Raw genomic sequence first — 13,104 nt, forward strand, 5'->3', positions numbered from 1 at the left:
CGCAGGCATGTCTGCGCCCAAAGCTGACAAAACGAAGACCGCCGAGGCCGATGGGTCTGCGGCGGTTTCCGTTTGCGTGGATGATCCCAAATTGATCACCTTGACCGAACGGCGTGACTTTCTGGCTGCCGCGCGCGCCCGTCGTGCGCCAGCGCCCGCGTTTTTGTTACAGGCACGCAAACGGCGTGACGGTGAGACACCCGCGCCCGACCAGACCCGCATCGGGTACACCTGCTCAAAAAAGGTCGGCAACGCCGTCGTCCGCAACCGCGCCAAACGCCGCTTGCGCGCCATTGCGCGCGAGGTCCTGCCCGGTCTCGCTAAACCCGGCTGGGACTATGTGTTGATCGGTCGCGCTGAAAAAACCGTGTCGCGAGACTATATGGATCTTAAAGCGGACCTTGCCCGCGCCATTGACCAGATCCACGCCCCGCGAAAGAAATCATGAGCCCCGCAGCTTTCATCCTATCCCTGCCGATCCGGGCCTATCGCCTGATCTTCAGCCCTTGGGTTGGGTTCAACTGCCGTTATCAGCCCACCTGCAGCGCCTATGCGTTGGAAGCCCTGCAAAAGCACGGCGCCTTCAAGGGCGGCTGGATGGCGGCAAGACGGATTGCGCGCTGCAATCCCTGGGGATCCTGCGGCTATGATCCAGTGCCCGGAAAAGATCACGATTGTAGCACCCACGATTGATACAATCGTGCCCCTGCGGCCACAGACCGTTGCAACTTTCACTTGAAACTTGAGTTGTGATCCGTTTGCGCTAAACAGGCGCCATCCGCAACGCTCAAACAGAAGGAGGCGTTACATGACGAATACCAGCGCTCTCCGCCAAACCTGTGTTGCGGCCTATTGGGGCACTCACGCTTCGTGACCTTTGCGTCACGCGTCTGACCGCCCTCACCAGCCCGTATGCCGGGCTTTCCGATAGCTAACATGTAACCAAGACCACGGCCGTACTGCGTCCGTCGCTTCGTAACCTTTCAGCTCTCATTGCAACCAACCCAAACTTCAAAGAAGGGCCGGCCCTGTGTCGGTGACCAACCCATGATGGACTCGAATTTTCATTCTGAACCCGTCCGGCTGAACGACCTGCTGGACAATCTGATTGCCGACCACGGTGCGATGCGTGTGCTGCGCACGCTGATGATGCGGCTTGTCGCGCGGAACGTACGGCGTCCACGGGCGGACCATCTGTCCGATCACCTGCGCCGGGACGTCGGGCTTCCGCCTGGCCACCCTCCGCCAGAATTCCGCGAACCGCGACTGTAATCCGCGCTTTCACACGGTCCGCCCCGCATTTTGGGGCGGACCAGAAAGTGCTTGACCTAAAGTTGACTTGAGGTCCGACAACACAGTCACACCCGATTGAGGAGACCGATTATGACCTACTCATTAACCCTTCCGCCACGCCCGTCGCATTCCAAACGGCTTGAGGCAAGTTTGCGCAGCCTAATAGCGCGCCACGGCCGCTGGCGCGTGATCCGCGCCAGCCTGTTTGCCAAACCGATGAAACCCGGTCGGCTCGAGGATTTGCCGCCTGCGATCCGTCGCGATCTGGGGCTGCCCCCGCCTGATCCGGTTTTGCCCTCTCAACGCCAGCACCTGCTGTAAGGGCATCACGCGAAGGCCCACGTGCCTTCGCACCCTTGCCCGGCGGGGCGTTTTCGCCTATGCCGCGCCCATGTTGGGCGACCTTGATGATATCCACCCGCTGTTTCACGGCGCGCCCTCGACCACCGAGTTCAAGAAGCTGCGTAAGCGCATCATGCGCAATGTGCGCGAGGCCTTGGACCAGTACGGCATGGTCGAACGCGGGGCCAAATGGCTGGTCTGCCTGTCGGGCGGCAAGGACAGCTATACGATGCTGGCCGCGCTTTACGAGCTGAAGTGGCGCGGCGTTCTGCCGGTGGAAATCCTTGCCTGTAACCTCGACCAAGGACAGCCGGGATTCCCCGCGACAGTCCTGCCTGAGTTTCTTGAGAAAATGCAGGTGCCCAACCGGATCGAATACGAAGACACCTATTCGATCGTCATGGACAAGATTCCTCAGGGCCGCACCTTCTGCTCGCTCTGCTCACGCCTGCGTCGTGGCAACCTTTACAGAATCGCACGCGAAGAAGGCTGCTCTGCCGTGGTTCTGGGTCACCATCGTGACGACATTCTAGAAACCTTCTTTATGAACCTCTTCCACGGTGGCCGCCTGGCCACGATGCCGCCGAAGCTGGTGAACGAAGAAGGTGACCTTTTCGTCTATCGCCCTCTGGCCCATGTGGCCGAGGAAGATTGCGAGAAATTCGCGACTCAGATGAACTACCCGATCATCCCCTGTGACCTTTGCGGATCACAGGACGGGCTGCAGCGCCAGCAAGTGAAAAAGATCATCGATGGATGGGAACGGAACTTCCCCGGCCGCCGACAAATCATGTTCAAGGCGCTTATGAACACGCGTCCCAGCCACCTTCTGGACCCTCAGTTATTTGATTTCGTTGGGCTAACACGCGACCCCGCAAAAATTGACGAAAACTCCTGACTAATTTTTGATAGTTTTTTTGGACACGTTAATACCTGATTGACCACATGTTCCTACTTTGTCCAAAGCGCCCGGCAACTCGGGGCGTTTTTTGAGAGTAAGTCATAGGAACCCATCATGACTGCCAGCTTTGGTCATCATTCCCGCAAAATCGCTGTTCGGAATCTTCTGCTCAGTCCCCAGTTCACTGCCATTTTACCTGCTGCCATGCTTCTGGCTTTCTGGATGGGAGGGGAACCGCTCCTGTTGCTTTCAGCGATCATCTTTCCGGGCCTCTTTGCCCTGGGTGGCGCATTGACGCGAAGCTCCCTGAAGGACAGGTGGCCCACCGATCCGGTAACCGATCTGCCCCAACGCGAGCGCTTGATCAATATGCTGGATACAGGTTTTGAAGACCCCGAAATGAAAGAGAAAACCTGTCTGGTGATCGAAGTGGACGCCTTTCCGAATCTGGCCGAACACTATGGACGCGACGCACAGGACAGAATTGAGACGCAATTGGGCGAGACTCTTCGATCGATGCTGCGTGTGACTGATCTGATTTGCTCTCTGGATCGCGGAAAATTTGGGGTCGCCATCGACCGGGCCGCACGCGCTGATCTAGAAGTCGTGTTGCAAATTGCCTCGCGCCTTCAATCTGCCATTACGACACCAATCGAGTTGAACGAAACGCACCTGCACCTAACCGCCAGCGTAGGATTTGCTCTTCCGCAACGCGCGCCCGAAGCAACGGGGGAATCACTGTTTCAGGCAGCAGAAAGCGCCCTTCAAAGCGCTCAAGCAGCTGGACCGGGATCTATACGTGCCTTCTCCAACGGCATGGCCCCACGGGCAGCGGCCACCAACCATTCTGAGGCCGAACTTACCGAAGCGTTGGAGACCGGCCAGATGCTTCCTTGGTTTCAGCCACAGGTCTGTCTGCGGACTGGGCGTCTAACTGGGATGGAGGCCCTGGTGCGGTGGAACCATCCTAAGCAGGGTTGGATAGCTCCTGGAGCGTTCCTGCCTGCGCTTACACAGGCGGGATTGCTTGAACGTCTTAGCGAAGTGATGCTGTTTGAATGCCTAACCGCCATTTGCGCGTGGGACAAACAGGGGCTCGAAGTACCCACCATATCGATCAACTTGTCCTCGGCAGAGCTGTCTAATCCTAAATTATTCGAGAAAATTCGCTGGGATTTGGACCGATTTGACGTTTCACCTGAACGGCTGACACTGGAAGTTCTGGAAAGTGTGATTGCCCAAGGCGAGGACGATGTCATCGTCCGCAACATCAATGCGCTGTCTCGGATGGGCTGCAATATCGATCTGGATGATTTCGGCACTGGCCATGCGTCGATCGCACATATCCGGCGTTTCTGTCTAAACCGAATCAAGATCGATCGGTCTTTCATCACCCATATCGACACCGATCCCGACCAACAAAACATGGTCGCAGCTATCCTGACCATGGCCAAACAGCTGGAGATAAGAGCACTGGCTGAAGGCGTCGAAACCCATGGTGAATACGCCAAACTGGGGGAACTTGGGTGCACTGACGTCCAAGGCTATGCCGTGGCCAAGCCGATGCCGATGGATGTCACCAGTCTTTGGATTAAAAACCATAAATCTACCTCGGATCGTTCTCATCCCGTTTTAAAGCACGCCTAGTCGGATCAATCGCCCGCATTTCTTGGTGTATCAGGATAAACTGCTTGACCTTTTGGCCCTTGCCCTGTTGAACCACTCTGACCGAAATCTATGAGTGGTAGGCACGATGGACGACCAGAATAAGAACCTAATCCTGGCAACGGTTCTAAGCTTTATTGTCATCACAGGCTGGTTGATCATGTTTCCACCAGCCGAGCCTCCTCTGCCCTCCGAGCCAGCCTTGCAAACGTCGCAAGACACAAGTGCGGCTACAGCACCTGCCGCATCTGCACCGACAGACGCAGCACCGGCGGACATTGCTACACAACAGGCCGAAGCCGGTCGCATAGACATCAGCACACCTGAACTGTCGGGCTCGATCTCGCTTCTGGGCGGTCGCATCGACGACCTAAAGCTGAAGGAATACCATGTAGAGCTATCGAAAGAGAGCGACATCGTCACCCTTCTGCGCCCCGCTGGTGAGCAGGAAGCCTATTACACGCTTTATGGCTGGACCCCTGGCGGCACCACTGCGCTGACAGATGTTCCTGGCCCGACCACCATCTGGTCTGTCGAAAACGGCAGCACGCTGACTCCGTCCACCCCCGTCACGCTACGTTGGGACAGCCCCGCAGGTCTGATTTTCCGTCGCACCTTGTCGGTCGATGAGAACTTCATGTTCTCGATTGAACAAGCCGTCGAAAACACCGGCGAGACCACACAACGCATGGCCCCCTACGGCGTAATCGCCCGCCATGGCGAACCGCAGGACCAGAAAGGCTTTTTCATCCTGCACGAAGGCCTGATCCGCGAAGTGGATGGCGAACTAGAGGAAAGCGATTATTCGGATATCGCCGACCTGAGCTACGACGAGCGCGAAGCCTCGCTGGCTGATGTTCAGCAGGTCGAAGAAAACGGCTGGCTGGGCTTCACCGACCATTACTGGATGACGACGCTGATCCCGGAACCCGGAGAGCCGTTTACCTCGGTCGTACGCTATGCTGACAAAGCTGACATCTATCAGGCCCAGTTCCGCCTGCGCGCGCAAGACGTCGCCCCCGGCGCGACCGCCAGCGCGACGACGCATTTCTTTGCCGGTGCCAAGGAATGGGAAACCATCCGCGCGTACCAGAACGACATGGGCATCGACAAGTTCATCGACTCGATCGACTGGGGTTGGTTCTTCTTCCTGACCAAGCCGATCTTCGCTGTTCTGCACTGGCTGAATGCATTGATCGGCAACATGGGCTGGGCGATCATCGGCCTGACGCTTGTGATCAAGGCGGTTCTCTTCCCGCTGGCCTACAAATCCTATGTCTCGATGGCGAAGATGAAAGAGCTTCAGCCCGAGATGGAGAAGATCAAGGAACGTGCTGGCGACGACCGCCAGAAGGTCCAGCAAGAAATGATGGAGTTGTACAAGAAGGAAAAGGTCAACCCGGCGTCGGGTTGCTTGCCGATCCTTCTGCAGATCCCGATCTTCTTCTCGCTCTACAAGGTGATTTTCGTCACGCTTGAACTGCGCCACGCTCCGTGGATCGGTTGGATCAAAGACCTTTCGGCCCCAGATCCCAGCTCGATCCTCAACCTGTTTGGCCTGCTGCCTTATGCGACCCCCAGCCCGGAAAGCTTCTTGGCCATCATCTCGCTTGGTGTGCTGCCGATCCTTCTGGGTATCTCGATGTGGCTGCAACAGAAGCTGAACCCGGCACCCACCGATGCAACACAAGCAATGATCTTTGCTTGGATGCCGTGGGTATTCATGTTCATGCTGGGCGGGTTCGCCTCGGGCCTTGTGGTCTACTGGATTGCGAACAACACCATTACATTCATCCAGCAATACACGATCATGCGCAGCCATGGGCACAAGCCTGACGTGTTGGGCAACGTACTGAAAAGCTTCAAGAAACGTCCGAAAGACGCGAAATGACCGGGGTTGTCGCTGGTATCTGGCGGCACCCGATCAAGTCGCATGGACGTGAAGAGCTGTTGCGCGTTCCCGTGAACGAGGGCCATTGCTTGCCCTTCGACCGCAAATGGGCGGTCGCGCATGAAGCCGCCAAGTTGGAAGATGGTAAAAGTTGGGTGCCCTGCACGAATTTCTCGCGCGGGGCTAAGGCTCCTAGTCTGATGGCCATTTCTGCTGTCACCGACGAGGTGACGAATACGATCACTCTGACACACCCTTCGCAACCGGGTATCACGATCAACCCGGATCGCGCCGAGGATCACGAGCGTTTCCTGAATTGGATCACCCCCTTGTCGCCGACCAACCGCGCACTTCCAGAGCGACTGGTAGCCGTTGGTCGTGGAATGACCGACACGGATTACGAAAGCGTTTCTTTCATTAACCTCGCTTCTCACCGCGCCGTGGAAGAGAAGCTGGGTCGAGAAATCTCGCCGCAGCGCTGGCGCGGGAACATCCTTCTGGAAGGCTTCGCACCGTGGGAAGAGCGCAGCTGGATTGGCAAGCGCCTGCGCATCGGCGATGCTGAGTTTGAGATCCGCGAACACATCACGCGTTGCTTGGCGACAACCGCCAGCACCCGCACGGGTGAACGTGATGCGGATACTCTGGGCGTTTTGAACCAGAACTGGGGACATCAGGATTGCGGCGTTTATGCCGTGGTAACAAAACCCGGAGTAATCGTACGTGAGGAACCGGTAGAGGTGATCGAATGACCATGCTTCCATTCCCAATGGCTGAAGAGCCAGATCAGTCATCAAAAGAAAAAGGTCGCTTGCTGTTCGCGGGGGCTACCGATTTCCTGAAGGGCGTCGTCGCGATGGACGGTCTGCCCGCACCCGACCGGATTGAGGTTTGCTTTGCCGGGCGTTCAAACGTCGGGAAATCCAGCCTGATCAATGCGTTGACGGGGCGCGTCAAGCTGGCCCGCGCATCGAACACACCCGGCCGCACGCAGGAAATCAACTTCTTCACGACGACGAACGGACCTTATCTTGTTGACCTTCCAGGCTATGGCTATGCGAACGCGCCAGTGGCCGTGGTCGAGAAGTGGCAACGCCTTTTGAAGAACTATCTGTCAGGCCGTCAGAACCTTCGTCGGGCGTTTGTCCTGGTTGACTCGCGACATGGTGTGAAGAAGGTCGATGAAGAGATCATGAGCCTTCTGGACAAGTCCGCCGTGACCTTTCAGGTGGTGATGACCAAAGCCGATAAGGTCAAGGAAAAGGACCGCGAGAAGGTGCTGGCTCAAGTGCGCAAGGCACTATCCAAGCACCCAGCGGCGTATCCAGAACTGGTGCTGACCTCGTCTGAAAAAGGCGATGGGATCGAGACACTACGGGCGATCATCGCCGGTCTGGACTGACCGGGATTGCACGCTCCGCGTAGCTAAGTTTCTGCGCTGAAATCACACATGCTGCGCGCCATTCACCTCGATCTCGGCGCCTGAGATATACGAGCTTTCATCCGAACACAGGAAGTAGATCGCCGAAGCGACTTCTTCAGGCTGGCCAAGACGTTGAAGCGGCAGCTTCTCGACAATCTTCTCGGTACCGGGGGACAGGATGGCCGTCTCGACCTCGCCGGGGGCGATGGCGTTGACGCGCACGCCCATCGGCCCGAAATCATGTGCCATTTCGCGAGTCAGCGCGGCAAGCGCCGCCTTCGAAGTCGCGTAGGCCGCACCTGCAAAAGGATGCACGCGCGCGCCAGCGATCGACGTCACGTTCACCACAGCTCCTTTAGCAGCGGCCAGTTCCTCGCGCAGGCCACGGGCGAGCACCACGGAGGCAAAGAAGTTCACATGGAACACCTTGCCCCAATCCATCAAGTCGGTGTTAAGCGTATTCAGGCGCTCCCCGTCCGGGCCTTTAGGCGAGATGCCAGCATTATTCACCAGCGCATCTAGCCGACCGTTAAGACGCTCTTGAATGACGCCGACCGCATTAATCGTGTCGGCAGGGTCGGCTAGATCCAGCTGGACGTGGTTTTCCGCGCCTCCGCCCCATGGGCATTCATCGGGGAACGGTTGGCGCGAACAGGTGATCACACGCCAGCCCTCGCGGTTGAACTTGCGCACTGTGGCATGTCCGATACCGCGGCTTGCGCCGGTTAGAAGCAGGGTTTTGCGATCATCGCTCATGGGGCACCTCTTGTCCGCGCCACAGTAGCAGGCGGGGCTGCGGCTGCAATGCCCCTTGGCAGGACGCAGCCAAGCGCGTAACAGGGTTGGAACGAAGGACCAGAGATGAAGACCCAGAACATGAACCGCGATTGGATCGCCACCGCCCGTACCCTGTCCCAAGCCCTGCCCTATCTTCAGCGCTACTCCGGCGCGACTGTTGTCATCAAGTTCGGCGGCAACGCCATGGGTGACGATGAAGAGATGGCCAGCTTTGCACGCGACATCGTTCTAATGCGTCAGGTGGGCGTGAAGCCAGTGGTCGTGCATGGCGGAGGTCCGATGATCAACGCGATGCTGGACAAACTGCAGATCGAAAGCAGCTTTGTGAATGGCAAGCGCGTCACCGATGCGGCCACGGTCGAAGTCGTTGAGATGGTCCTGTCAGGCCGTGTAAACAAACGCATCGTGCAGGCCATCAATGCCGAAGGCGGCAAGGCCGTGGGCCTGTCAGGTAAGGATGCCGGACTGGTCACCTGCGACCAGACCAACCCAGATTTGGGTTTTGTCGGCACGCCCTCGGACGTGGACGTTTCGGTGCTGCATGATCTGGCAGCCGCCGAAGCCATTCCGGTCATTGCTCCGCTTGGCGCGGGCCGCAATGGCGAAACATTCAACATCAACGGTGACACGATGGCAGGTGCGATTGCTGCCGCGCTGAAGGCCGATCGCCTACTTCTGCTGACTGATGTGGAAGGCGTTAAGGGCGCAGATGGTGAAGTGCTGACCGAGCTGACACCGACGAAAATCCGCGAAATGACGGCTTCGGGCGTGATAGCCGGTGGGATGATCCCAAAGACGGAAACCGCTCTGGATGCAATCGACGGCGGTGTACGTGCTGTGGTCATTCTGGATGGCCGCGCACCCAATGCCTGTCTGTTGGAGCTGTACACCGATCATGGTGCCGGGTCGCTGATCCGTGCGTAAGGCGCACCTCTTCGTGAGTTGAACTTCCGGGGGGAGATTTACATTCCCCTTATGGAATATGAAATCCTGATCCGTTTGGGCAGCTTTCTGGTGCTCTTTGCCATCTTTGCCATGGCCGAAACGCTTGCCCCGCGTCGCGTGCGCGTTCAGCCGCGCTCGGGCCGCTGGTTCACCAACCTGTCACTGGTGGTGATCGACAGCCTTACACTGCGACTGATGAGTCTTCTTCTGCCACTGCTTGCGGTGGGCGCTGCGATTGATGCAGCGCGTGCGGGCTGGGGATTGTTCAACGTCATCGACTTGCCCACATGGCTAGAGGTCCTAGCCGCGTTCCTGATCCTCGATTTCGCAATCTGGGCACAGCATCTGGTGTTTCATAAGGTGCCCGCACTGTGGCGCTTGCACCGTGTCCACCACGCCGACCGGGACTTCGATGTCTCGACCGCTCTGCGTTTCCATCCGATCGAAATCGCGGCCTCTATGCTGATCAAGATCGGGCTGGTGTACCTGATCGGCGCACCTGCGATTGCGGTAGTCCTGTTCGAGGTCGTTCTGAACGGATCCGCCATGTTCAATCACACCAATTGGCGGCTTCCACTGGCTTTGGATCGCGTCTTGAGACTTGTTCTTGTTACACCCGACATGCATCGTGTGCATCATTCGGTGCACCGCCACGAGACAGACAGCAACTATGGTTTCTGTCTGTCGATCTGGGATCGGTGGTTTGGCACCTACACCGCCCAACCAAAAGACGGGCATGACGACATGGTGATAGGACTGGAATGGCAGGGCGAGAAACCGATGAAGCTGGGCTGGAGCCTGATGCTACCGTTCCGGCGGAAATAGATCACGCGGCCGAAGCCCGTGCCGTCCATCTGGATGTCTTCGGCATGCTACACGACGGTGGCGACACCATCTTTCTTCTTGGGCCGCACGAGCCGGGGTTCTGGGCGGCATTTTCTGACACGAACGAAGCACGTGACGGTGCGGCTGATCCAATAGACCGCTGGTCGAAGCGTGTGATCGGAGACCTTGCCCAGCGCTGGGGCGGAGTTGCAGTGTTTCCGTCGGATGGGCCACCATACCCACCCTTTCAGGCATGGGCGCGCGCCTCTGCCCGGGCGTGGGACAGCCCTGTAGGGATGTTGGTGCATGACACGGCGGGTCTGTGGGTCAGCTATCGCGGAGCCATCCGCATACCACATTTGCTGGACCTACCAAACACGGGCACCAAGCCCTGCCTGACCTGTGATGCACCTTGCCTGACCGCATGCCCCGTAGACGCCCTTGGCCCCAACGGCTACGACGTACCGGCCTGCAAGTCCCATCTCAACACCGAGGATCGAGCGGACTGTATGACACAAGGTTGCGCAGTGAGGCGCACTTGTCCTGTCAGCCAGACTTATGGCAGATTGCCCCTTCAATCCGCATTTCACATGAGAGCCTTTAATCCGACATGACCCTGACTTTGATCCTGACCCGTCACGCGAAATCCAGCTGGAGTGACGCGGACCTTGATGACCATTCTCGCCCGCTGAACAAGAGAGGCCGGGCGTCGGCTAAGTCTATTGGGCGTTGGCTTGCGGATCATGGGCTCACTCCCGGCGAGGTGCTGTGCTCGGATGCTGCCCGCACGCGCGAGACTTGGGCCCTAATCGCGGACAAGCTGGTGGGCGTGCCGCAGGCAAGCTATCAGTCTGCGCTATATCTGGCGGACCCGGACACTATGTTGGCGAAGCTGCGCGATGCCTCAGCGGGGACCGTGATGATGGTCGCGCACAATCCCGGATCGGCCTATATGGCGCGGCGGCTAGTGGCCGAACCGCACCCGCATGAGAAATTCCATCACTATCCCACCGCAGCCACATCCGTGATCGAATTTGATGCGGAAAGCTGGGCGGATGTGAACTGGGGGGCTGGCCGTGTGGTCGAGTTCGTGGTCCCGCGCGAGCTGATCTAATCGGCCCGACTGGGATCAATCCCCACGCAAGGTCCGCTCGAACGGGACGCCCGCCTGATGGATCTTGTCCATTAAAGCACGAATGGAATACCCGGTATATTCGCGAAGCTGAATCGATGGGTGATCGTGGAAATGCACCCAGTATTGGTTCTCGTCCGCTTGCTCTGACCGGTAGATGGTGATGTGCTCTAGCTGTTTTATGGCGGACAGCGGCGCATGGAACCCCTCTTCCGGGCCATGGGCATGATCTGGCACCTGCCAGAGAAGATCGTCTTGCGTCAGGCGAAACCGCCATTCCCCCGACGTGCCAGCGGCGCGGCGCGCGAAGAGAATGAGTTTCGCCAGATGGTACAGCGCTGTAAGGATCAGGAAGAGGCCAAGGAAGCCCCACAGGTTCCACGTCTCAAGCGCCTCGAAAGACAGGGCCCAGACCGCATCACCGGGCACGAGCCACAGCCCCACTGCAATGAACAGAACTGCAATAATCGGCATGATGATCATGTATTCCAGATTGCGTCTGGAAACTGATTTTCGGATGTCGAATATCGGTTTTGCGGACATGGGCGCCCTGCCCTCTGTTGATTAGCCTTCGATCGCTTCCATCATGTCAACGCGAGTGGCGTGACGTCCACCCTCGAACTCGGCGTCAAGGAAGGCGTCAACGATGTGCAGTGCCAGATCCTGACCGACGACACGGGCGCCGATGGACAGCATGTTGGCGTTGTTGTGTTCGCGGATCATACGGGCCGAGAACGCTTCCGAGCAGACACCGCAGCGGATGCCATCAACGCGGTTGGCCGACATCATGATGCCCTGACCGGTGCCGCACAGAATGATACCCAGTGCGCAGTCACCCGAAGCGACCTTACGTGCAGCGGCTTCACCATGTTTGGGGTAATGCGTGCTTTCAGGGGTCATCGGGCCGATGTCGACGGCTTCGTACCCTTTGGCAACAATGTGATCGGCAATCGTCTTGCGCAGATCAATGGCGGCGTGGTCGCTTGAAAGAACGATACGTTTGTTGGCAGTCATGATGTCATTCCGTGATTGAGGTGACCGTGTTGGCCGCCTTCTAGCACCCTCGCAACAAAAAAGCCCCACCAAAATGGCGGGGCTTTTGAAGTTCTGTCCAGAAAGATCAGAGGATCTGGCTGAGGAACAGTTTGGTGCGTTCTGATTGCGGGTTGTTGAAGAACTCTTCCGGTTCGTTCTGCTCCACAATCTGGCCGGCATCCATGAAGATCACGCGGTTTGCGACCTCTTTCGCGAAGCCCATCTCGTGGGTTACGCACAGCATGGTCATACCTTCTTCGGCAAGCTCCACCATGGTTTCCAGCACTTCCTTGATCATCTCAGGGTCAAGCGCCGAGGTGGGTTCGTCGAACAGCATGATGCGCGGCATCATGCAGAGCGAACGGGCAATCGCTACACGCTGCTGCTGACCACCCGACAACATGCCCGGATACTTATGGGCCTGTTCCGGGATCTTCACCTTCTCAAGGAAGTGCATCGCGCGCGCTTCAGCCTCTTTGCGGGGCTCTTTGCGCACCCAGATGGGCGCCAGCGTGCAGTTTTCCAGAATGGTCAGGTGCGGAAAGAGGTTGAAGTGTTGGAACACCATCCCCACTTCCGAACGCACCTTGTCGACGTTTTTCAGGTCCGAGGTCAGCTCGGTCCCGTCAACGATGATCTGGCCTTCCTGATGCTCTTCCAGACGGTTGATACAACGGATCAAGGTCGATTTACCCGAGCCCGACGGCCCCGCGATAACGATCCGTTCGCCCTGATAGACGGTCAGATCAATGTCGCGCAGCACGTGGAACGAGCCATACCACTTGTTCATGTTGCGGATTTCGATTGCCACCTCGTCCGAGACGGCCATTTTGCTGCGATCAGCGTGGTGATCG

At 57.9% G+C, this 13,104-nt stretch carries 17 protein-coding genes; 13 read left to right on the forward strand and 4 right to left on the reverse strand.

Annotated features, from left to right (window positions below):
* Positions 1-7: 7 nt before the first annotated feature.
* From rnpA to yihA, 9 genes are all read left to right on the forward strand, one after another.
* Positions 8-448, forward strand: a complete 441-nt coding sequence (gene rnpA, locus ACP15F_RS11245) for a ribonuclease P protein component (protein ID WP_424940879.1) — start codon at positions 8-10, stop codon at positions 446-448.
* Positions 445-693 (forward strand): membrane protein insertion efficiency factor YidD, encoded by a 249-nt coding sequence (gene yidD / locus ACP15F_RS11250; protein ID WP_424940880.1) that lies wholly within the window; start codon positions 445-447, stop codon positions 691-693. The genes rnpA and yidD overlap by 4 nt, the downstream gene beginning before the upstream one ends.
* A 354-nt stretch (positions 694-1,047) precedes the next feature.
* Complete coding sequence (locus ACP15F_RS11255; protein ID WP_424940881.1) at positions 1,048-1,272, forward strand: hypothetical protein; 225 nt, start codon at positions 1,048-1,050, stop codon at positions 1,270-1,272.
* A 111-nt stretch (positions 1,273-1,383) separates the two neighbouring features.
* A complete protein-coding gene (locus ACP15F_RS11260; RefSeq protein WP_424940882.1) occupies positions 1,384-1,614 on the forward strand; it encodes a hypothetical protein in 231 nt (76 codons plus the stop codon).
* A gap of 70 nt (positions 1,615-1,684) precedes the next feature.
* Positions 1,685-2,533: a tRNA 2-thiocytidine(32) synthetase TtcA gene (ttcA, locus tag ACP15F_RS11265; protein WP_424940883.1), complete on the forward strand. Its 849-nt coding sequence runs from the start codon at positions 1,685-1,687 to the stop codon at positions 2,531-2,533.
* A gap of 294 nt (positions 2,534-2,827) precedes the next feature.
* Positions 2,828-4,183, forward strand: a complete 1,356-nt coding sequence (locus ACP15F_RS11270) for a putative bifunctional diguanylate cyclase/phosphodiesterase (protein WP_424940884.1) — start codon at positions 2,828-2,830, stop codon at positions 4,181-4,183.
* A gap of 106 nt (positions 4,184-4,289) precedes the next feature.
* Positions 4,290-6,092, forward strand: coding sequence for a membrane protein insertase YidC (yidC, locus tag ACP15F_RS11275; RefSeq protein WP_424940885.1), 1,803 nt, complete (start codon positions 4,290-4,292; stop codon positions 6,090-6,092).
* Complete coding sequence (locus ACP15F_RS11280) at positions 6,089-6,844, forward strand: MOSC domain-containing protein (protein ID WP_424940886.1); 756 nt, start codon at positions 6,089-6,091, stop codon at positions 6,842-6,844. The genes yidC and ACP15F_RS11280 overlap by 4 nt, the downstream gene beginning before the upstream one ends.
* Positions 6,841-7,494 carry a ribosome biogenesis GTP-binding protein YihA/YsxC gene (gene yihA / locus ACP15F_RS11285; RefSeq protein ID WP_424940887.1) on the forward strand — a complete coding sequence of 218 codons (654 nt, stop codon included), beginning with the start codon at positions 6,841-6,843 and terminating at the stop codon, positions 7,492-7,494. The genes ACP15F_RS11280 and yihA overlap by 4 nt, the downstream gene beginning before the upstream one ends.
* 42 nt (positions 7,495-7,536) lie before the next feature.
* On the opposite strand, the gene ACP15F_RS11290 is transcribed toward yihA, so the two are convergent.
* Positions 7,537-8,271 carry an SDR family NAD(P)-dependent oxidoreductase gene (locus ACP15F_RS11290; protein ID WP_424940888.1) on the reverse strand — a complete coding sequence of 245 codons (735 nt, stop codon included), beginning with the start codon at positions 8,269-8,271 and terminating at the stop codon, positions 7,537-7,539.
* Positions 8,272-8,376: 105 nt separating this feature from the next.
* Between ACP15F_RS11290 and argB the strand changes: the two genes are divergently transcribed.
* From argB to ACP15F_RS11310, 4 genes are read left to right on the forward strand one after another with little or no spacing between them, the layout of a single operon-like run.
* The gene (gene argB, locus ACP15F_RS11295) at positions 8,377-9,237 is read left to right on the forward strand and encodes an acetylglutamate kinase (protein WP_424940889.1); all 861 of its coding nucleotides are present in this window, start codon (positions 8,377-8,379) and stop codon (positions 9,235-9,237) included.
* A 51-nt stretch (positions 9,238-9,288) separates the two neighbouring features.
* A complete protein-coding gene (locus ACP15F_RS11300; protein ID WP_424940890.1) occupies positions 9,289-10,083 on the forward strand; it encodes a sterol desaturase family protein in 795 nt (264 codons plus the stop codon).
* Positions 10,020-10,697 (forward strand): ferredoxin, encoded by a 678-nt coding sequence (locus ACP15F_RS11305; RefSeq protein WP_424940891.1) that lies wholly within the window; start codon positions 10,020-10,022, stop codon positions 10,695-10,697. The genes ACP15F_RS11300 and ACP15F_RS11305 overlap by 64 nt, the downstream gene beginning before the upstream one ends.
* Positions 10,694-11,197 carry a SixA phosphatase family protein gene (locus ACP15F_RS11310; protein WP_424940892.1) on the forward strand — a complete coding sequence of 168 codons (504 nt, stop codon included), beginning with the start codon at positions 10,694-10,696 and terminating at the stop codon, positions 11,195-11,197. The genes ACP15F_RS11305 and ACP15F_RS11310 overlap by 4 nt, the downstream gene beginning before the upstream one ends.
* A 15-nt stretch (positions 11,198-11,212) precedes the next feature.
* Here the strand turns inward: ACP15F_RS11310 and ACP15F_RS11315 are convergent, their stop codons facing one another.
* The 3 genes from ACP15F_RS11315 to ACP15F_RS11325 all read right to left on the reverse strand — a co-directional run bounded on the left by ACP15F_RS11315 (position 11,213) and on the right by ACP15F_RS11325 (position 13,079).
* Entirely contained in the window at positions 11,213-11,758 is a 546-nt protein-coding gene (locus ACP15F_RS11315) for a hypothetical protein (RefSeq protein ID WP_424940893.1), read from the reverse strand.
* Positions 11,759-11,779: 21 nt separating this feature from the next.
* Positions 11,780-12,229 carry a ribose 5-phosphate isomerase B gene (rpiB, locus tag ACP15F_RS11320; RefSeq protein ID WP_424940894.1) on the reverse strand — a complete coding sequence of 150 codons (450 nt, stop codon included), beginning with the start codon at positions 12,227-12,229 and terminating at the stop codon, positions 11,780-11,782.
* A 106-nt stretch (positions 12,230-12,335) separates the two neighbouring features.
* Entirely contained in the window at positions 12,336-13,079 is a 744-nt protein-coding gene (locus ACP15F_RS11325; protein WP_246937843.1) for an amino acid ABC transporter ATP-binding protein, read from the reverse strand.
* Between the last annotated feature and the right edge of the window lie 25 nt (positions 13,080-13,104).

This window comes from Aliiroseovarius sp. S253 (assembly GCF_049800855.1).
Lineage (GTDB): Bacteria > Pseudomonadota > Alphaproteobacteria > Rhodobacterales > Rhodobacteraceae > Aliiroseovarius.

Excerpts from the sequence above, each read along its gene's own strand:
- rnpA (WP_424940879.1), top strand. The coding sequence starts at position 8 with ATGTCTGCGCCCAAAGCTGACAAAACGAAGACCGCCGAGGCCGATGGG.
- yidD (WP_424940880.1), top strand. The coding sequence starts at position 445 with ATGAGCCCCGCAGCTTTCATCCTATCCCTGCCGATCCGGGCCTATCGC.
- ACP15F_RS11255 (WP_424940881.1), top strand. The coding sequence starts at position 1,048 with ATGATGGACTCGAATTTTCATTCTGAACCCGTCCGGCTGAACGACCTG.
- ACP15F_RS11260 (WP_424940882.1), top strand. The coding sequence starts at position 1,384 with ATGACCTACTCATTAACCCTTCCGCCACGCCCGTCGCATTCCAAACGG.
- ttcA (WP_424940883.1), top strand. The coding sequence starts at position 1,685 with ATGTTGGGCGACCTTGATGATATCCACCCGCTGTTTCACGGCGCGCCC.
- yidC (WP_424940885.1), top strand. The coding sequence starts at position 4,290 with ATGGACGACCAGAATAAGAACCTAATCCTGGCAACGGTTCTAAGCTTT.
- ACP15F_RS11280 (WP_424940886.1), top strand. The coding sequence starts at position 6,089 with ATGACCGGGGTTGTCGCTGGTATCTGGCGGCACCCGATCAAGTCGCAT.
- yihA (WP_424940887.1), top strand. The coding sequence starts at position 6,841 with ATGACCATGCTTCCATTCCCAATGGCTGAAGAGCCAGATCAGTCATCA.
- ACP15F_RS11290 (WP_424940888.1), bottom strand. The coding sequence starts at position 8,271 with ATGAGCGATGATCGCAAAACCCTGCTTCTAACCGGCGCAAGCCGCGGT.
- argB (WP_424940889.1), top strand. The coding sequence starts at position 8,377 with ATGAAGACCCAGAACATGAACCGCGATTGGATCGCCACCGCCCGTACC.
- ACP15F_RS11300 (WP_424940890.1), top strand. The coding sequence starts at position 9,289 with ATGGAATATGAAATCCTGATCCGTTTGGGCAGCTTTCTGGTGCTCTTT.
- ACP15F_RS11305 (WP_424940891.1), top strand. The coding sequence starts at position 10,020 with ATGGCAGGGCGAGAAACCGATGAAGCTGGGCTGGAGCCTGATGCTACC.
- ACP15F_RS11310 (WP_424940892.1), top strand. The coding sequence starts at position 10,694 with ATGACCCTGACTTTGATCCTGACCCGTCACGCGAAATCCAGCTGGAGT.
- ACP15F_RS11315 (WP_424940893.1), bottom strand. The coding sequence starts at position 11,758 with ATGTCCGCAAAACCGATATTCGACATCCGAAAATCAGTTTCCAGACGC.
- rpiB (WP_424940894.1), bottom strand. The coding sequence starts at position 12,229 with ATGACTGCCAACAAACGTATCGTTCTTTCAAGCGACCACGCCGCCATT.
- ACP15F_RS11325 (WP_246937843.1), bottom strand. The coding sequence starts at position 13,079 with ATGGCCGTCTCGGACGAGGTGGCAATCGAAATCCGCAACATGAACAAG.